Origin of the sequence: Pseudoalteromonas sp. SG43-8, assembly GCF_014164245.1 — a bacterium.
GTDB classification, from domain to species: Bacteria; Pseudomonadota; Gammaproteobacteria; order Enterobacterales; family Alteromonadaceae; genus Pseudoalteromonas; species Pseudoalteromonas distincta.
Map to the genome: position 1 here is coordinate 15,637 of NZ_JACJEX010000007.1, position 20,581 is coordinate 36,217.

Here is a 20,581-nt window from a genome sequence, read left to right on the forward strand (position 1 = left end):
TTATTCCCAATCAAACTTATATAGCACATCAACATTTTGATATAGGCCGCTTGTTATTTCTATGTATAACTGTGAAAGTAACTGATAACGCACAGCCACTTCACTGAGCGAATCAAATACACCCACGCTATATTTAACTTGCAAACTGGGTGCTACGTATCCTGATATTTCTACTTTGGTACTATCACCACTACCTGATGAGCTTAAACTTACATCTGACAACCCAAAGGTTTCACCTACCTTAGAAACAACCCCTTCGCTGCGGCTAACCCCTTGAGAAAGTAATAACTGTGTGAGCATAGCATCGCTTGACGAACTTTCTCCATCGCCTAAAGGTTGGCCATTAAGTAAATATGCGAGTGCTTGTGCTTGATCCATCGCAGGCTCAGAAAATATTTTAAGCGTTGGTTGTTCAACATTACCCGTAAGCGTAACCCCTGCAATGACACCATTTGCAGTCGTATCGGGGTTACGTATTGCTTTAATATTTAAAAATGGTTGTTCAATTGAACCGCTAAAACCTACTTGCCCGGTGCTGATTATTAAATCTTGCCCAAAGGCTAAGTAAGTACCTTCAATTAAGTTAAGCTCACCTGTGGCTATAATTGGTGCACCTTGACTCATTTTTATCGCTAAATCACCCGCAACTTTTGATTCCAAGCCAAACGATTCTACTTTTACATCGTTTTTAACAATCACTTTTAAATCTATGTCGTAATCAAACGGAACTGTTTCGGTGGCCTCGGTTTTTTGATCAACAATAATTTCATCATCGCTAACTTGCACTGCGCCCTCAGGAAGCTCTTCAATCATTATACGACCGTAAGGCACAACTACCTCACCAGCAAGCTTGAGTGCATTATTAGCCAAGCCTATTTTTAAATCCGGCGATACTTTAAAAGTAACCCCTTGCTGCGCGCGTACATAAAACTGATCGCCAACTACCGCCACATTTACAGCAGGTTGCGCACCTTGCCAATCAACGTCACCGGTGAGGTTTATTTTACCGCCCTGGTTGTCGTTTAAGTTGCCTTTTATTGTGGCTGTTGTTTTATCAAACAATACGTTTATATTTGAGTTTTGCAGCGCTATAGGCAATTGCTCGCCCTCTAAACTAATATCGCTCACATTAAGCTCGCCATTTAATAATGGATCTTTTAACGTACCTGCTAACGCGACTTTTCCACTAATATCACCTTTTAACTGCTCAAGGGTTTCAAGAAATGGTTGTAAGTCTGAAAGGAGTATTTTATCAATATTAATAGTGCCATTAAGCGCTTGCGTATTTTGTATGTCGTCAATATCAATTTGTGTGTTTATTTTACCAAGCACACTTGATTCTAAATTAGCTTCAAGCTTGCCAACTTGAGAGTCCGAAAATGCACTAACAGTTAGAGTTTCGATTGGTAATTTAAAACGATCTTCTTCCGAGGTAAGCACCGCTTCTAAGTCGCTAGAATCGATATTTGCGCGTAATGTTTTAAGCGCACCGCTTTGCCAATTAAGTGCTACATCGCCCGCTATATTACCGCGAGTACGAATGCTATTAGGTAAAAAATGCTTAAGTTCCTCAAGTGCTAAGTTGCTTAGCTTCGCATTTAATTGACCAAGTTCTTTTGATTGCGCTAGCGTGTCTATACATAATTCACTTTGCTCAGATGCCCAACAATGCGCGCTTACATCAAAGTCGCCACTTTGCGTATTAACCATAATGGCAATATTTTTAGTATTACTAAAACTAAGCTTTTTATCGCTAAGCGTTACATTACTAAGCTCGCCATTCCAAGTGGTATTATTAATTTTGCCATTAACTTCAAACTCTACACTGCCTTGCTCAGCATCTACAGATGCCGTAAGTTGGTGATCTGTTTTGTCGCCGCTAATATCAATTTTAACGCTATTAATTTGCTGTTCGGCTACAAGCGCCGAACCAACACTTACCGATACATCGGTTTGCCAATCGGCAGCGGTATCTAACTGCCCTTTTACTGATAATTTATTAATGTTTATTTCATCAAAAATAAAGCGATCGAGTATTAGTGCTAAATCAACAGACGGCGTTAACCTCTCCCCTCTCACTTTTAAATTTGCGTTGCCGTCAGCAGTAAATGGGATATTAGCTTTTTCATCACTTTTTAGTGTTACTTTGCCATCAACCTGCCAAGTGTCATCAACTTGCCCACTTAGTGCTAATTTATTGGTGCCGCTACTTAAATAAAAACTATCAATATTAGCTTTTAACGTGTTGTCTAGCTTAAAGTTTGAGGCAAATTCTAGTGGCACGTCGTTAAGTAACCCGTTTAACTTTGTATTATTCATTTGTAGCTGCCACTTGTCGTCAGCTGCATTAAACGAGCCTTTAAACTGTCCTGAAATATCACTGGTAGCGGCATCAGTTAAGTACTGCGCTTTTAAGTTAGCAAGCGTGCCATTAAAGTTAGCCTGTATGCCTTTTTGCCAATCAACATTGGCTTGTATAGTTGCACTGCTTTCGTTCGCTTTAATGCTTAGCGCTTGTAAAGTTGCTTTGGTGAGACTGCCTTTTAATTGGGTATTTAAGTCAACAGCTGGGTACGCGCCTAATTGGCTATTCCCCTGCAGGCTAAGCTGGTAATCGTCGGCATTACCTTGTGCATTGAGGCTTACATTTCGCACTTTAAGCTCATTACTTTGTGCATCAATAAGCCACTGTTTAATTTTGCCATTTAACTCAAACGGATAGTTTTTTTGCTTTAAATTTGCCGTTGCCGTTAAACTAAGCGGATATTGTCCCTGCGTTTCTAAATTTAAGTTTAGATTTGATAAGTCGCCATTCAACTGCAAATTGGCTTGGTGCTCATCACTTTGTAAAACAACATTCCCTTTTATGGGCAAATTTCCTGCAAGCTCAGCATTAAGGTGCGTATTAAGCTGCCACTGCTCATACTTTGCTGAGAATGACTCTAAATTAATAACCGCATCTTCCACACTTAATTGCAGCGAGATGTTTTCAATAACATGCTGGGCTTCGTTTTGCTCAATCGTAATGTTAGCTATTTCAAAGTATTCAACAACTAAATCAAGTGGTGAAGTAAATTCTATATTAGGCAGTGCGGGTAGGTGCGTCAAAGGCGCTTGAGTATTTTGCGCCATTTGTGTTTTCGCATCTTGTTCTTGCTCTTTTAAAGCAACAAGTATGGTGGGAATATTCAGGCTTTTAACCGTCAGCTTTGAACCCTCTGCTTTTGCTGAGAGTTTAAAGTTATTAACGCTTACGTTTGCACTTGGATGCTCTAGCGTAAATTTATTGATCGCAATGTTTTTTACAGCAATATTAAAAGGTAAGCTGATTTTTTCAAGCGGCTCTGCCGCGGCTTCTTCTTGTGACTCTGCAGTTTTTGGTAATGTTAAATTTATAGATTTAGCACTTAAGTTATCTATACAAATTCCATCGCACTGCCACCAAAACAAATCAATTTTCAATTGTTGTGCATTAAAGTCCAATCCGTTGCTAGTAAAGCGCACATTAAAGGCATCATTATAAATAAAACGGCCATTTTTAATTTCAATATGTAGTCCATCTACCGCTTTGTTTGCACTATAAGCAATAAATTGATTACCGGGTGCGGTAAATAACAAACAAAATAGTGCGACAACTAACGTGACAAAAATAGCACTTACGGCGGCTGTTATCTTTTTTAATACTGACATTAAATTTCTGGCCCTATGGTAATACTTAAACGTGTGCTTTTACTTTCTTTTGTTAATCCCCAAGCGTGGTCTATACGCACTGGGCCAACGGGTGTTAAATAGCGAAAACCAAAACCAGCGCCTACTTCAAAATCATCAGAAAAATCATTCGTCGCAGTACCACCGTCAACAAATAAAGCTGCGCGCCAGTTTTGAGCAAACTGATAGTTGTACTCTATTGTACTGGTTAGTAAGTATTTACCACCGATGAGATCGCCATCATCATTTTCCGGCGATATTGATTGGTACGCAAAACCACGAACACTTTGATCGCCACCTGCGTAAAAACGCAGTGAGTAAGGTACGTTTTCAATATCATCAACAAGCATTGCACCAACATTTGCTTTTAAAAACACTAAATGCTTATCTAAGTAAGTACGTAACCACGCATGTTGCATTTGAACCCTAATCAGATTAGTACTCGAAAGCACATCATCTAAGCCAAACTCAGCAGATATAAGCCACTGCTCTCCCCAGTATGGAGTCGTGCCGCCTTTTGATTTTTTGCGGGCGTAGCTAATGCCCGGCATTAACATTTCTGTGCTTTCTTCCTCTTCATCACCGATGCGGTAGGTTTCTTGGTCGCGGCGTAAAAATGCAGTACGCACCCACTTATTTTCGGTTAACCATTGGCGCTGAACCTGCCCAGTTAATATTTCACTGTAAGTGTCGTTTGTGAGCTCATCTTCTAATTTATAACCAGCAGAAAAACGCCATAAATCATCATTCGGATCATCAACTGGAATGGTATAAGCCATGGAAATATCTTGCTGCCTTTGCGCCACATTTAAATTAGTTTCGAGATAATGGCCGTCTTCTGTGATCCACGGTTTACTCCATTTAAAACGCACTTTGGGCCCTAAGTCAGTACTAAAACCGCCGCCAATTTCATAGCTATTTGCAGGCTTGTGCAACACATCTACCTTAATAGGTACTTGGCCATTTTTACGCGCAGCAATATCGGCGTAAACTCGCACGCTTGCAAAATAAGGGGTGCTTGATAAATCCAAATTATAGTCAGCAATATGTGTTGATTTATAAGGTTGACCCTGAGTAAAAGGCGCAAGCGAGCGTATGTATTTTTCAGCAGGCGTATTACTGGCAATTTTTATATCGCCAAACTGATATCTAACCCCAGTATCAATTACAAAAGTAATAACAGCACTATTTTTCTTAAGTGACACTTCTAATTTGCGCGCTGGCCACTTTGCATCAAAATAGCCAAGCTCCAATAGCATAGATTCTATTTTTTTATGAGCAGAGTCATATCTACCATGATTTAAAACATCACCTTGTTTTAAGTTGGTATTTTTAATTAATGCCTGTAATTGAGTATCATTTTGGCCATCGCCGTTTAGCGTAATATTAATTGCTTCTATGCGAGTTGCAGGACCTCGCTCAACTTTAACAATTAGCTCGCTGTCGTCTTTATCATAAATAACCTCGACGGTCGGGCTATAATAACCAAGTGCTTTAATGCTATTTTGTACTTGCTTTTGAGCATAACTGCGAAGTGTACGGGTTGGTTTTTCACCAATTAATTGCTTGAGATAAAGGGCTACGTTATTTTCTAAATCACCACTTAACCCTTTAATTTCGTAATCTTCTATGACTTTTTCTGCCGCATAGCTATTTGTAGCAATTAAAGCGCTCACAACACATATGCAACGTAAAAACTTAATAAACAAGTAAATATCCTTACTTTTAATATCTTACATAAAACTGGCTAATTACACGCATGTTAGCATAGCCATAATGAGCAACACATTAACTTAATAACTATCTAACGCGTAAATTTAACTTTGAATAAGTATCAGCATAATTAAAATTAGTACGCGTTAAGACAATATTTTAGTTACAATAGTGCCTACGAATAAAAAATTAATTTTAAATGAGTTTTTAATGCAATTCCCTGATGATGATAACGGCCAACTTTTAGCCGAAATAGCCGCTGCTGGCATTGATTTAAATAAAATGCACCAAGTCGATTTTTTTATTTTATTTGAACAAGAAGCCGATGCTGAAAAATTTGCTAAAGAAATAGTCTCTGATGCATTAGTTCAAAAGGCTGAACTTGAAAAATGTAAAGACACTGGCGTTTGGGAAGTAATCACTCAAGTACAAATGGTGCCAGAGCACACTCTTTTAGGACAAGCTGAGCAATACATTGAAAGCATTGCTAATAGCTTTAATGGATACGGTGACGGCTGGGGATTAATGGACGGTGACGAGGCTTAGTTGCCTTTTAATTGTATTAGTTCAATGTACTCTATCAGTTAAGCTTAACGGCTTAACTGATTTGCCTTCCTAAAATTGCCTTTATAGTCAAATAGCTTATCAGCCACTTTCCAACCATACTTTTTGCTTTTTCGTGCAATAACAAAATCTGGTGGTACTAATTCAAATTGTGCGCTTAGTACTTGCGCTGCAGTTTTAAAATTAATGGGCGTTTGTCCAAGTCCTACTCGTAGACCAAATTGCTTATTAAATATAAATTGCCCGCCCTTATTTGCGAGGTTATATACCTCATCGCAACTTGAGCCATCTTCATCAAAATACGTTACTTTAATAAGTTCATCTTTAATTAGAGTTACCGATAACCCACTACATCGAAGCACAAGTGCGTCTTTTAAGTTTAATGCATTGCGTAACTTATCATCAGGGTCGGCCATTACCGCGCCGCAATCATGGCATTTACGTGCCGCAATGTCATTTTGGGCGCCGCACTGCTCACATTCTTTAAACCTAAAACGATAATCGCACTGCTCTTTATGCCCATCATCATCTTCTAACAGGCCTTGGCAACGCCTGCCAAAGTGCTCTATTACTTTGCCAGTGGAGTCTATTTTACCCCAAAATATATTCGCAAACCCACAACCTGGGCAAAGTACCTGCACAGGTTCATTATCACTATCGCCTTTTTTATCACCTACTTCTGGGTGAAATAAATTAAAACCATTGCCAGCATAATCTATTACTAAGCAATCCGTTTTTGATTCGGATAACCTTAAACCTCGCCCCACAATTTGTTGATATAAGCTAACCGATTCTGTAGGTCTTAAAATAGCTATAAAGTCGACATGTGGCGCATCAAAGCCAGTTGTTAGTACCGATATATTAACTAAATACTTTAATTGCTTAGCTTTAAATTGCTTAATGATTTTATCGCGCTCAGTGTTTGGCGTATCCCCTGTTATAAGTGCACTTTGATGAGCTGGTAGGTAGCTTAATATTTCCTGAGCATGCATTACCGTAGCGGCAAAAACCATAACACCTTCGCGCCCTTCACTGTATTGAATTACTTGCTGTAATATAGCCTGCGTTGCGCGCTCACTGTTTTTTAAAAGCGCATTCATGTCATCAGTCGTATATTGCCCAAATGCATTGCTATCTAAGGACGAAAAATCATAATGGCTAATTGCTGCATCAACTTCGTTAGGCGGCGTTAAATAATTATGTTTGATCATATACCTGAGCGGCAATTCAAAAATACAACTTTTAAACGGACTTTCTTGAGTACCCTTAACAAAACCATGATAATGGTGGTGGTATATCCACCCCATTCCTAACCGATAAGGTGTTGCTGTTAAACCCAATACTTTTAACTGAGGGTTATACTCTTTTAAACTGTTTATTACTTTACCGTACTGACTTTTTTTATCCCCATTTACCCTGTGGCATTCATCAATAATAAGTAATGAATAATGCTCATTTAATTTATTTAAATTACGAGAAAGTGATTGCACACTGGCAAAGGTTACTTGATGGTTTAATGATTTTTCTTTTAAGCCTGCTGAAAATATACTCGCCTCTAAACCAAAACTTTTATATTTTTGCGAATTTTGCTCTACCAGCTCTTTTACATGAGCAAGCACTAATATTTTTTGCTTAGCTATACGCGCAAGTTCAGCAATAACCAAACTCTTACCTGCGCCGGTTGGTAGTACAATAACGGCAGGATCATTACTCTTTCTAAAGTGTAAAACGGTGCGTTCTACGGCTTCTTGTTGGTAAGGTCTTAGTTTATAGCTCATGGGAAAACAAATAGGTTCGAGTGAAGAGATTTTAGCAAATAATAGCTGGGAGTTTTAAACTTTAATTATATTTTATTGAGGGGTAAACAAAAAAGAGAAGCCGAAGCTTCTCTTATATTTAGCTTTAAGCTAAAAACTTTTCAAGCTCAACACCTTCAAACGCTTTAGGACGACGGCCACGGCCAGTCCATTCAATAGTCTCACCATTAAGTTCCATGCGGTACTTAGGCTTAACTTTGGTGCGCTTGTCTGATGCTCCATCTTGTAAATCTTCTAGCGTAAGTCCTTTTTCTTTTAAAAGATCCAAAACTTCCTGTTTCGCTTTTTGCTGCTGGGTATATTTTGAAATTGCATCATTGATAAGCTGTTGAGCTTTTTCAAGCTCTGTTAATGATGCTGTTTTAATAAAAGATCGGACTTCTTTCATCTATATCTCGCTAAATTGTGTGATAGGAATTATTTAAATATTCTTTTTTAGTATAAGGCTATTTCTCAGGAATGACTATTACAAGATATAAACTAAATAATCTCTCTATTAAATATACGCTATTAGTCTTACCTTATTAAATTAGGAATAATTTAATATAAATTGTCGATGTATAAGGGAACTTCATTTTATAAAAACATATAGTCGATAAAAAACACTACTAATCCGTTGAATAATAAATCCCAGCTTTCAGTACAATAAAGCAGCTAAGAACTTATATGTAATTTGCAAATATCATTACTTCGACTGAATTAAGAAAGCCACATTATCTATTCTTAGTGTCAGGTGAATATCATCGGAAATTACAAGGTAACAAACTTAAAAATTAAGTGGGTCAGTAAGTACATACAACCCATAATCTAAATTTTGAAGATAAAATAGCAAACCAAATGCAAAAAGGTCAGAAGCATAAGCAACTGACCTTTTATTATAATCGTCAACGTATTAAAGACGAAACATAATCTATAAACGATTCTTAGAAGTTTTGTTCAACTTTTAAAAATACAGCTCGGCCTAAAACATCATATAATGATGTTGAAGCGTCACGGTAACCTCTAGTGCCATCGTTTAGCTGTGGTGCTTCTTTATCAAACACATTGTTCACACCTAGTACAAACTTACCATTCCATTCATGGTTATATGATACTTGGATATTGTGTTTAATATAGCTTGGAATATCAGCTAAATATGTTACACCATACTCTTCATTACCTGAGTCTTGGTCGCCTATGTAGTATGTAGTCCATGCTGCACCAAATGCATCATTTGTCCAATCAAAGGTAACATTACCACGAAGCTCTGGGTACTCTTGCAGACCAGCATAATCAAACGCATCAGCGCCTTTTTCTGTTACTTCTTCAAAGTCGCTTACATAACTTAGCTCACCTTTAAGAGCGAAATTACCAATGCTAGACTCAAACATATAAGCTGTTTTAAAATCAAAACCTGACGTTTCTAAACTCGCCATATTTTGGTCAAAGCTGTACATTACATCAATACGACCTGTGTTTGGATCGCGAACCACTGCAGGGTTAGAACCATTGTCTTGCTCGTCTTTTAATAGGCGCTCAACACTTACAGCTGCAATTCTGTTTTCTAACTTAATATTATAGTAAGAAAGCTCTACAGATAAGTCATCTGTTACATTCCAAACAAAACCTGTTGTAAATGATTCACCTTCTTCTGGCTCAAGATCTGGATTACCACCAAACCAAGTCTTATGTTGCTGTGAAGCATTTGGGTTACAGTAAATAGCATCAGAACCTGCATTGCCTTGCGTATCACACCAAATTGTATCGTAAGCTTTTTCGAAGCTTAATGCCTGACTAGAGAACATTTCGCCCATGTTAGGTGCACGGAACGATTCACCCCAGCTAGCTCGAACTAATAGCGCATCAGAAGGACGCCATGCAACACCAATTTGAGGGGCAACGTTATCGAATGTTCCTGATACAAATTGTGAACCAACGTCACCTTCTTGCTCGTATTTGTCATATCGAACAGCTGCTTTAATATCAACATTGTATGGTAAGTTTACTTGTAGCTCTGAATATACAGATGTTCTGTCACGCTCTGCATTAACATCATCACCACCTGAACCACCTGACACTCGACCAGAGGCCGATTGAGGGTCGCTCATTTGTTCAAATTCTACTTGCTCAAATTCAGCACCAACTACACCAGCAATAGAAACATCACCATTATCAAACAATAATGTAGATGCTACCGTATCAAATTGAGTACTTGTAAAACGAGCTTGATACACACCTGTATGAGCAGCTTGACCATACAAATCCTTCATGCTGCTATCCCAGTCAGCAAAGCTCATTCCTGATGTGTTAAATATATCATACTCACCACTATCAACTAGCTTTTGAACAACATCATCATTTATAAGGTTTGTATTAAATGAATTAGTTGTAGAACGGCTGTGTTGTACATTAAATTCCCAGTCAATACCATTTGCAACATCTACAAAACCGACTAAACCACCCAAGAAATCAATACTATTAATTTCAGTACGAGTATCTCGCTCACCAATGTTAGCTGAGCGCATGTATAGAGTTAAATCTTCGCCTACAGGGTTTAGAGGATTATCAGCCAACATAGTTGGTTGGTTTGTAGATACTGGTGTACCTGCATAGCGAGAATCAGTTTCAGAAAGTGATGCACTCGCGCGACCGCGGAACTTTAAGTTATCAGTGAATTCATAATTGAAATTTGAAAGCATTGAGTTCTGAGTAGTATCACCAAATAACTTGGTTACTGCACCATAGTTATATAAACAACGAGTGCCTCCATCAACCGTGTTATTTGATTCTGCACACATAGTAGGGCTTGTAACCCAACCACTAGCACCATTACCATTTGGAACTGAGCTAAATGACGAATAATCAGCATAAGTCTCATCATTTAATTTCCAAATATCTCTATCGAATACTGATTCAGCATCATAATATTCATAAGTTAATGTAATATTACCCTTCTCACCAGAGTAACCTGTACTTACGTTAAAACGATTTGTATCACCACCTTCAGCACTAGGTAGTTCAGTATCATATGAAAAACTTAATCCGTTAAAGTCTTTTTTTGTAATAATATTAATAACACCTGCAACAGCATCTGAGCCATATACAGCAGAAGCACCTTCGCGAAGAATCTCAATTCTTTCTACGATCGCCATTGGAATACGAGAAGTATCCGCAGCTGCGCCTGAAGAAGAACTTGTACCAGGCATACGGCGACCATCAAGTAACACTAATGTGTACTCAGCCCCAAGGCCACGCATGTTTATATTACTTGTTGCTGCAGCACCGTTACCGTAACCTGACATACCACGCCAAGAACCAAAGCTATTTACAGAAGTGTTATTTAAAACATCAGCAACTGATGCTTCACCTGATAATTGTAGATCTGCAGCTGTAATAACAGTTACTGGTGATGATGTTTCCATATCAACTTGTTTAATGCGAGATCCAGTTACTTCTATACGTTCAACTTTTTCTTTTTCCGCAGCCATAGAGCTTACAGAAAAAGCTGCTGTAGATGCCGCGCCAAAAGCTATCGCTAAGCGAACCGCTTTCGAGATTTTATTATTTAACATTGGATTACCCCTAGAATATTTTTTAATTATTTTGTTTTCAAAACGGTCTGCAATTAATCACAGTACCTATTTCGGTTTGAATAGTAGGCCCAACTCGAGCAAAAGGTCAACACTTTGACAACGAAAAAAAACATTAATTTACAACAACTTAAAGAAACAAAAAACTAACACGTTGCGATATTATCACCATTAACCAAAGAGCAATACTCCACTTTTTGGAGTTATGCTAATAAAATGAAATTAAATGTAAGCAAAACTTGAAAGTAAATTAACATTTGTAGATTATGGTGTTCCTAACAAACAAAGGAATTGCTATGAAAACTCACCTCGTATGTATTTTAATACTCACTATCTCATTCTCGGCTTTCGCTGACTTAAAAGAACTTCCGGAAGAATTTTCAGATTTTAGTTTAAATAGAGATATTACTGTCTCATATGATGACTTAGATACTCTTTTAAGTTTTACTGTAATTGATACTGGAGCATCAGATCGTTCCAAACTAAATTCTCAAGCCTCCATCGGTACAAGAATGAAGTCGCATAAAAATAACGACACAGCATTAGAAGCAAATCGTTTCTTCTTTGAAGAAGTAACAAAATCAGAGATTAAAGACGGTTTTTATAAGATCAGAGTTAGCCTAGAAAGTCTGCCAAATGAAATCTCACTTAACGAACTCAGCCTTGATGAGCAACTTGCTTATTGGTTAAACCTTTACAATACAGCCATGTTAGAAAAACTGATCACACACTATCCTATTCGCGATACAGAAGATTTACTCTTTGGCAGCAATTCAATTTTAGAGGATGAGTTTTTAAATGTTGCTGGCCATAAACTTTCTTTAAACGACATACAACAAAATATTGTTTTTAAAAAGTTTGGTATAAAAAAACCAATAGTTATGTATGGGTTTTATCAAGGAAATATAGGAAGTCCTAACATTCGTGCCGAAGCATATAAAGGAAACAAGGTTTATCATCAATTAGTTGAAAACGCTGAAGAATTCGTCAATTCAAATAGAGGAACTAGTATCAAGCGAAAAAATCGCCTTTATGCCTCTAAGTACTATGAGCAAGTTAAACCATTATTCGAAAACTTCGAGAAAGATTTACGAGAGCACCTAAAAGACTATGCAAACCCGCCAATGAGCTCTGATATAAAATATGCTAAGAGCTTTAAAATAGGTATTGAAGATTGGAGAATCACTGATATTTATGGCACAGAGCGAAAGTTTGGTGGCGCAGCGTCAACAAATCCTGCCGCCATGCTCAATGCTGTTGCAAATAACTCATCAAAACCAATAGGAGCTGATGGCGCAGGTTCAGGACTAGGTGCTGTTAACATAAGCTTTTTATCTAATTCTATTTCGGAGAAAACGATGGACTTTGGCCGCTTTTCTCCAGAAATGCTCGAAAAAATTAGAGCTCTCAAGCTAAAAGAAACTGATAATAGTGGCTCTGTAAAAATAAAAGACCTTTAATAAATTTTATTATTTAACTTTAAAAAACACCCTGTTAACATGGTACGAAAAATAGGGTGTTTTATGTCTAACTTTCTTAACTCTGCGCTCGCTGCTTATAATTCACGCCAATATAACCAAGCTATTCTTTTTTTAAACAAATGTGATATTAAAACTGTTGATTGGTATATTTTACTTGCCGCTACATATAGCGCACTTAACCAAAATGAAAATGCCGAACAAACATATTCTTACGCAGTAAATAAGTTTCCTTCATCCCTCCCTCTAATTGAAAACTATACAAACTTGCTGTGCAGAACTGCTAAACATTCGTTATGTTTAAACTTTTTAAAAAAAACAAGGTATTTGGCATTAAGCAAAAAGGTATCTCTGAATTTTATAGAAAGCTTGATCAAAACCAACCAGTTGTTACAAGCAAAAAAGGAACTTTCTAAAACCGTATCTGATGAAACCTTAAAAGAGAGATATCACTGGTTAAAGCTTGAATTACTAGAACGTTTGGGTGACTTAGAATTAGTTGAAAGCTATTACCTCTCTTTACCTGCCGATTTAAAAAATCAATTTTTATTTAAATATAAACGTGCTTGTAATTTTCGCAATATGGGTAAATTCGACAATGCTTTAGATATATTTTTAATGCTAAGCGATAAGCAGAACAAGTATAGCCCCGAGGTTAACTTTTTGATTGGCTGTACTTACTATGATTTACTAAAGTTTGAGCTCTGTGAGCAGTATTTAAAACGATGTCTTGAACAGGCTCCTAACTATATACCTGCGCATGAGTGTTTAAATAAATTATACTGGGATCGTGCAAACAAATCAGCCCTTATGAGCTCCTACAATAGTACATTCTTAAATCATGCTAAAAACCCACAACTAGTTCAATCACAACTAGCTCAGCTTTTACATTTTAAAGATTTTAATCAAGCCCTTGATGTATCTTCACAAGCAATTAGGCTCTTCCCTGATAACTTAGACATAAAACATGCTCATGGCATCATTTTAGGTAAGCATGGGCAAAGTGATAAAGCATTCATTATATTAGATGAGCTTGTATCACAGGCTCCCCAATCAGCAAGATATAGTGTAGATTTGGCAAACTACTGTATTGAAAATTTTGAATATAAAAAAGCAATACTGCACTTAAATACTGCAGTTAAACACAACCCTTTTAATCAAGAAATCTGGGCTTATTTATCCACAGCTTGGCGCTTAGCTAAAGACGATAAATATCATTGGTTAACTAATTACGATATGTTTGTTAAAACAATGGCTCTACCTACGCCTAAAGGCTACAAGTCGTTTGACTCTTTTGGGAAGGAACTCAAGGAACTATTACTTACTTTACACACTAAAGAACAAGACCCGCTTGATCAAAGTGTTCGAAGAGGAAGTCAAACTGAAGGACACTTACTCTATCGCTCAAATACGTTACTCTCATTATTTAAGCAGTCAATGGAGTCATGTATATCTACTTACTTAAATGATTTACCAGCAGATAGTATGCACCCATTAACGGCAAGAAATAGCCTAAACTTTACTGCCAAAGGCAGCTGGTCAGTAAAACTAGAAAATGGAGGATATCATGCCAATCATATTCATCCTCACGGTTGGTTGTCAGCACCCAGCTATATTTCTATACCTGATGAAATGAGTAAAAATGATCCACTTAAAAATGGCTGGTTAAAGTTAGGAGAAACATGTCTTGATCTAGGAAAAAGAGAATCAATAGATCGCGAGATATGCCCTGAAAGTGGACAAATTATCATTTTTCCTAGCTATATTTGGCATGGCACAAATGAGCTTAAAAGCGATAGACCTCGCTTAACAATACCTAGCGATATTATGCCAATTGGTTAATCTAGTTGATTGAAATTCAAACTAGTGCTATAAAAATAAACAAAAACAAAGGATTGATCATGATAAAATGCTTGCTACTTATAATCGCTATTGTTTTTATTCCAGTGAAAGCTGAAGAATTCTCTTTACCCGAAGAGTTTTCAGATTTTGGCTTAAATAGGGATATAAGCATATCTTATGAAGACCTAGACCAACTTCTAGAGTTAACCGTTATTGACATGGGTTTATCTGATAGGACTATTCTAAAACCAATAGTAGGTAATGGCACAAGGTTACGGTCTAATAGAGACAGAGATACGGCTTTAGAGGCTAACCGCTTTTATTTCGAAGAAGTTGTAAAATCGGATATTAAGCTAGGTTTTAAAGTAATTCGCCAAAGCCTAGAAAAAGTACCTGAAGAAGTCCCTTTAAACGCATTAACCTTAGATGAGCAATTAGCTTATTGGCTAAACTTATATAATACAGCCATTATTGAAAAGTTAATTGAACATTACCCAGTTCGAAATGCAAAAAAATTACTCGAAGGGGAAAACTCAATACTAAACGATAAATTTATAAATGTTTCAGGTCATACCTTGTCACTTAATAATATTCAACATGATATCGTTTTTAAGAAATTTGGGAATAAGAAAATAGTAATGTATGGCTTCTATCAAGGGATAATCGGAAGTCCGAATTTACGTAACGAAGCTTACACAGCTGATAAGGTATATAAACAACTTTCAGGTAATGCTGAAGAGTTTGTAAACTCCAACCGAGGCGTTCAAGTTAAAAGAAATCGTCTAAACGTTTCTATTTTTTATGATCAAGCAAAAATTTTATTTCCTGACTTTGAGAACGATCTACTAAAGCATATTTTAAACTATTCTGATTCTTCTATTAACTCACAAGTAGAAGATTCGGAAGAATTAATTCTAGCTATTGAGGACTGGAATGTAACCGACATATACGGCACTGAGCGCTCATTTGGTGAGGGTAATGCCACCAACAAAGCGGCCTTACTAAATGCCGTAGCAGCCAATAGTAACGTGCCTGGTGTAGGCGCTATGAACCTTAGCTTCCTAAGCGATATGTTATCCTCTAAAGTTAGCTCTCAATCTCGCTTTTCACCTGCAGTATTAGACAAAATTAATCAGCTTCGTCTCAAGAAAAAAATCAATAGTAGTAGTGTTAAAATAAAAGACTTACCCACTAAATAATTAAATTGTATTCAGCGCTCTATTGAGTGCTGAATACTCTCAGTGATTAATCTAATACATTATTAAACTCTTCAAAATCAGAAATAGATAAGCTTTCTTTAATATATCTACTGAAATTTTTATATCTTCCCGATGAAGATGTATAAAGAGGCTTTCTCACCTGCCAAACACTAGCAGTACTTACAATATTTTTTTGTTGATGAAATAAACCGCTTTCACCTTGATATTTTACGCCTAAAAATTCGAACAGAGGCAATAATACCCCCTCGGGCTTTGAAACAAGTTCATCATAATTGACTGTAAAAATATCATTAGGATACTTTTTTAGCCAATGTGCTTTAACACGCTGCTGCGCTTTATGATAGTGCACTGTATCATTCAGTGCGGTCGCATAATTCAAACTTGGGCCTAAATGTTGAAAGTAAGCTGATAAACTGTTATCTCTAATATCGCGCTGTGTCCAAATAACTTTTGCTTCAGGGTACATCATTTTAATTATATCAATGTATAAGTAGTTCTCAGGCCGTTTATCAGTAACAAGACTACTTTTTCCCGCTCTTAACTTTAATTCTTTCTCATAACCTTGCTGAAATAATGTTGAGTTAACCGTGCTTGACAGCACTTTAGGCTTATCAATTAGATTGAATAGTTGCTTATGCAAGTAATCAATCTCTCCTCCATTACTAATCACCTCAGAAGTGCAAATGATTTGTTCTATTAAGGTTGAACCAGACCTAAACATGCCACAAATAATAATTGGAACAATATCGCCAGTCTTACTTTTTACGTTACTAAGCTCTCTTGCTAGTGTGCTACTTACTTGATGTTCGATATCAACTCTGTTGTATTGCGGGATATATTTTCGATTAAAACTATTGGCTTTAGTATAATAAGACCATGATTTTTCATAATCTTTGCTATCGTCAAAGGCTTTCCCAAGCGCATAATACATATCAGCTTTTAATACATCATCTTCTGTAGCTTCTAAAATAGATAGGCTTTTTAGTTCGTATTCTAACGCTTCTTTTTTATTAAATGTTTGTATATCAGCAATTCTCGCATGCGCCAGACCATATAAAGGATTTATCTTTAATACCTGATTAAAGCTCTTTAAACAGTTTTGCTTATCACCAAGCTGCTCATATATATTAGCAAGATTAAAATAGGCATTAATTTTATTTGGTTCAACTGTAATTGCCTGCTGTAAATAATTAGTCGCAGTCCCATAATCAATTAAAAGCTCAGAGTAGACGGATGCTAACTCCACATAAGCGGTATATATGTCGTGATAACCAAGCTCGATAGCTGCTAAGAAAGATGTACTTGCAAGAGTACCTTTGCCATCTTTTTTTGCCATTTCACCCAATTGAAAATATGACATTGCGCTATCCGGTACTATTTCAGTGTATTTTTTAAGTAAGTCTATTGCTAAAGAGAATTCATTACTGGCGGCATATAACTGACAAAGAGTATTTACATAATCGAATTTTTTGGGGGCTATTGAAATGAGTCTTCTACAAACTTCCTTACTTTTTAGTAAATCTCCTTCATTCATAGCTACTTTAAACAATACAGCTAAAGCTTGCTCATTAACTTCAGGGTTGTCGCATAAACCTTCTAGGGTTGCTTTTCCTGCCACAATCTTTCCACTATTCAATTGCTGTATTGCAAACAGTAAACTTTCTTTTACCGATTTCATTTTTTCCCCATAAAAAAAGCGAGCCTAAGCTCGCTTAATATACATTAATTAATTCAAATTAGAATTTTAATGAAAGGCTCGCATGGAAGTAACGACCTAACGAATCGTAGTAACCAGCAATAGCATTTGCGTTTGTTGATAATGAACCACCAACTAGAGGTGCCTCTTTATCCATAACGTTGTTAACACCTACTAATAAAGACGTGTAATCATTAATAGTAAATGTACCTTTAAGGTCAATATAGCTTTGTGAGCTAATACCGTCGTCTTGTACTAATGTATCAGCACCAGTGTAATCGTTTACACCGCTGAAGAAACGCCATTTAGCAGTAGCTCTCCACCAGCTGCCCGTGTCGTAGCTAGCAGATACAACATGACGCCATTCTGGTTGAGGGAAACAACCGTTATCTAATGAGTCAACACAGTCATATACTTCACTTACACCAGGAATATTATCAAATTCCTTAGTTAACATGTAGGTACCAATGATACTAGTTTTTAATGTACCTTCAGCAATTTCCATATCGTAGTTTGCGCTTAAATCGATACCTTCGTAATGGATATTACCTAAGTTAGTATTTGTAGCAACAACTTGGCCAGAACCTATCCAAAGGCTACCACTACCAGGTGTACGGTCTACGTTATCACAAAATACAGCCGCGCCGCTTTTACCACATTGTGTAACTAGAATTTCTGGGTCAATATTACCAATCGCGTCTTCAAGTTCAATATCCCAGTAATCGATTGAGAAGTTGAAGTTTTCAAATGGGTTACCAACAACACCTAAAGTAATAGTATCAGCAATTTCTGGAGATAAATCTGGGTTACCACCAAACAGAGCATTATATTGATCCGCAGGGCTCTTACCTACATTGCCGTACTGACTTGCAGAAACACCTGTATTTGCACACTCAGCAGCTGTTAGGCTTGGTGTACCAGCACATGGATCAGTACCGGCCCATAAACCAGTGCTTTGTTGAGCGAATAGCTCACCATTGTTTGCTGCACGAACTGCACGGTTGTAGCTTGAACGAATTTTCCAATCGCCTGTTACATCCCAGTTCATTGCCACTTTATAAGTCGGCTCAGCACCTGAAGTGCTATAATCTGACCAACGGTAGCCTAATTCAACAAGTAAACTTTCAACTAACGGTAAATCTTCAACGATTGGCAGGCTAAGCTCACCAAACACTTCACGTACTTGATAACCACCATTTAAACTCTTAGTAGTACCACCTTGGCCTAGTAATAGACCTTGTGCATATACTTCATCAGCTGTTCTACTGAATGTTTCTTCACGATACTCTGCACCAAATACTGCAGCAACTGGGTACTCTGAAGATGGAAGTGAGAAATCGAATTCGCCAGTAACAAAACCACTTACAATCAATTGCTCAGTAACACCGTTCAAGATTGCCGTACCAGTAAGTGACTGTGCAGCTTCTTCTGTTACACCATCAAACTGAAAAACATCGTACGGAATACAACCAGAAGTCGCGCTACAATCTTCACCATTTGCTGATAAAGCGGTGATTATACGCGGACCAAAGAAATCATTTTCATATGCTGAAGAAGATGAAGTTGAACCGTATTGAGCAAATGCTTCGTAAGACCAAAGGTCGTTAATTTCGCCTTTACTACCTAATACTAAACGGAAAGAGTTATGTTCAAGGCTGTCTGCACGAGGGCCACCTTCAACGTTACGCTTACCAATATAAGTTGCAAACTGATCACCAGAAGTCAATCCAAAGCGCTCAGTTAGTTGTGCACGTTGTGTATCATTTAATAATGGGCTATCAAAATCAATTGAGTAATTATCATTAAAGAACGTACCAGACTCAGCAATCTGCGCTGTAGTGCGGTTACGCATAAACATTGCTTCCATGAACGGACGGAAGCTATCATTGATTTCGTAGTTAGCAAACATACCTAATGTATGACGTTCATCAGGACGCATAAAGTGGTTAATTGGCGCGTAGTTATATGTATTACCAACTGAAGGAATAAAGCTGCTATCTTGACCTAGAGTCCAGTATTCGTACTGGCCTTCACCAAAGTCTACAACACCGTCAGCGTTAGGAGCTGAGATATAAAAGTTAGGGTTAACAGCATTACCTGAACCACCACAAGCTGTACCAGCAGCATTTAGAGCACAAGATGAGTAGTCACGTGCACCTTGGCGTAATTCATTTTGTCTGTTGTAAGTAAAGTAAGCTACTGCATGACCCCTACCACTATCAAATGCACCACCTAGAGTCGCTGCAAAATCAAATGACGCGCCATCAAGACCCGTATTACCTTCTTCATATTCAAAGCCAGCATCATCCATTAGGCCTTGCATGTATTCATTATCGTTATTATGTTGGTAAGCAGTTGTACCTACATTAACTTCAAAACCCTCAAACTGATCGTTCATTACAAAGTTTACAACACCAGCAACAGCGTCTGCACCGTAAGTAGATGAACCACCACCAGTCATTACATCTACGCGTTTAATTAGCGCAGCAGGAATTTGGTTAATATCAGCTGATTGTGTGTAGATACCACCAGCTTGCATACGACGACCGTTTACAAGAACAAGAGTACGCTGAGGGCCCATACCACGTAAATCAAGGGTTGCAGTTCCCGAAGCACCATTTGATTGGAAAGAAGTATTAGACGCTTCTAGTTGCGGTAAGCTATTCATCATGTCTTCAACACGAGTAAAACCTGCAACAGCAATTTCTTCAGCAGTTGTTACTTGCACTGGGCTAGCTGTTTCCATATCTGTACGTTTGATACGTGAACCAGTAACTTCAATTCGTTCAACCTTATCAACTTTTTCTTCATCAGCAGCAAACGAACTTGCTGAAAAAGCAGCTGTTGAAGCTGTACCGAAAGCTATCGCTAAGCGAACTGCTTTTGAAACTTTATTATTTAACATTTGATTCTCCCAGAATACTTTATATTTTTTATATTTTTTGCTTGATTACCATTTGTTAATAAATGGTAA

Annotated in this window: 11 protein-coding genes; 4 read left to right on the forward strand and 7 right to left on the reverse strand. The window is 37.4% G+C overall.

Features of this window, described 5'->3' with window-relative positions:
• The gene (locus H5122_RS13570) at positions 1-3,690 is read right to left on the reverse strand and encodes a translocation/assembly module TamB domain-containing protein (RefSeq protein WP_182682300.1); all 3,690 of its coding nucleotides are present in this window, start codon (positions 3,688-3,690) and stop codon (positions 1-3) included.
• Complete coding sequence (locus H5122_RS13575) at positions 3,690-5,417, reverse strand: autotransporter assembly complex family protein (protein ID WP_182682301.1); 1,728 nt, start codon at positions 5,415-5,417, stop codon at positions 3,690-3,692. Before H5122_RS13575 ends, H5122_RS13570 begins: the two co-directional genes overlap by 1 nt.
• 214 nt (positions 5,418-5,631) lie before the next feature.
• Here H5122_RS13575 and H5122_RS13580 point away from each other — a divergent pair, with 214 nt between their 5' ends.
• Positions 5,632-5,967 (forward strand): ribonuclease E inhibitor RraB, encoded by a 336-nt coding sequence (locus H5122_RS13580; RefSeq protein WP_002958248.1) that lies wholly within the window; start codon positions 5,632-5,634, stop codon positions 5,965-5,967.
• Between the two features lie 44 nt (positions 5,968-6,011).
• Here H5122_RS13580 and H5122_RS13585 read toward each other — a convergent pair whose 3' ends face one another.
• The 3 genes from H5122_RS13585 to H5122_RS13595 form a co-directional block, all read right to left on the reverse strand.
• A complete protein-coding gene (locus H5122_RS13585) occupies positions 6,012-7,763 on the reverse strand; it encodes a DEAD/DEAH box helicase (RefSeq protein ID WP_182682302.1) in 1,752 nt (583 codons plus the stop codon).
• A gap of 124 nt (positions 7,764-7,887) precedes the next feature.
• Positions 7,888-8,190: an H-NS family nucleoid-associated regulatory protein gene (locus H5122_RS13590; RefSeq protein ID WP_002958250.1), complete on the reverse strand. Its 303-nt coding sequence runs from the start codon at positions 8,188-8,190 to the stop codon at positions 7,888-7,890.
• Between the two features lie 535 nt (positions 8,191-8,725).
• Positions 8,726-11,353, reverse strand: coding sequence for a TonB-dependent receptor (locus tag H5122_RS13595; RefSeq protein WP_182674426.1), 2,628 nt, complete (start codon positions 11,351-11,353; stop codon positions 8,726-8,728).
• 314 nt (positions 11,354-11,667) lie between these two features.
• Between H5122_RS13595 and H5122_RS13600 the strand changes: the two genes are divergently transcribed.
• The 3 genes from H5122_RS13600 to H5122_RS13610 all read left to right on the forward strand — a co-directional run bounded on the left by H5122_RS13600 (position 11,668) and on the right by H5122_RS13610 (position 15,890).
• Positions 11,668-12,831 (forward strand): DUF547 domain-containing protein, encoded by a 1,164-nt coding sequence (locus H5122_RS13600; RefSeq protein ID WP_182682303.1) that lies wholly within the window; start codon positions 11,668-11,670, stop codon positions 12,829-12,831.
• A gap of 63 nt (positions 12,832-12,894) precedes the next feature.
• Positions 12,895-14,691, forward strand: coding sequence for a putative 2OG-Fe(II) oxygenase (locus tag H5122_RS13605; protein ID WP_182682304.1), 1,797 nt, complete (start codon positions 12,895-12,897; stop codon positions 14,689-14,691).
• Positions 14,692-14,696: 5 nt separating this feature from the next.
• Positions 14,697-15,890, forward strand: a complete 1,194-nt coding sequence (locus H5122_RS13610) for a DUF547 domain-containing protein (RefSeq protein WP_182682305.1) — start codon at positions 14,697-14,699, stop codon at positions 15,888-15,890.
• Between the two features lie 46 nt (positions 15,891-15,936).
• Here H5122_RS13610 and H5122_RS13615 read toward each other — a convergent pair whose 3' ends face one another.
• A complete protein-coding gene (locus H5122_RS13615) occupies positions 15,937-17,589 on the reverse strand; it encodes a tetratricopeptide repeat-containing sulfotransferase family protein (RefSeq protein WP_182682306.1) in 1,653 nt (550 codons plus the stop codon).
• A gap of 58 nt (positions 17,590-17,647) precedes the next feature.
• Complete coding sequence (locus H5122_RS13620; RefSeq protein WP_024597657.1) at positions 17,648-20,512, reverse strand: TonB-dependent receptor domain-containing protein; 2,865 nt, start codon at positions 20,510-20,512, stop codon at positions 17,648-17,650.
• Between the last annotated feature and the right edge of the window lie 69 nt (positions 20,513-20,581).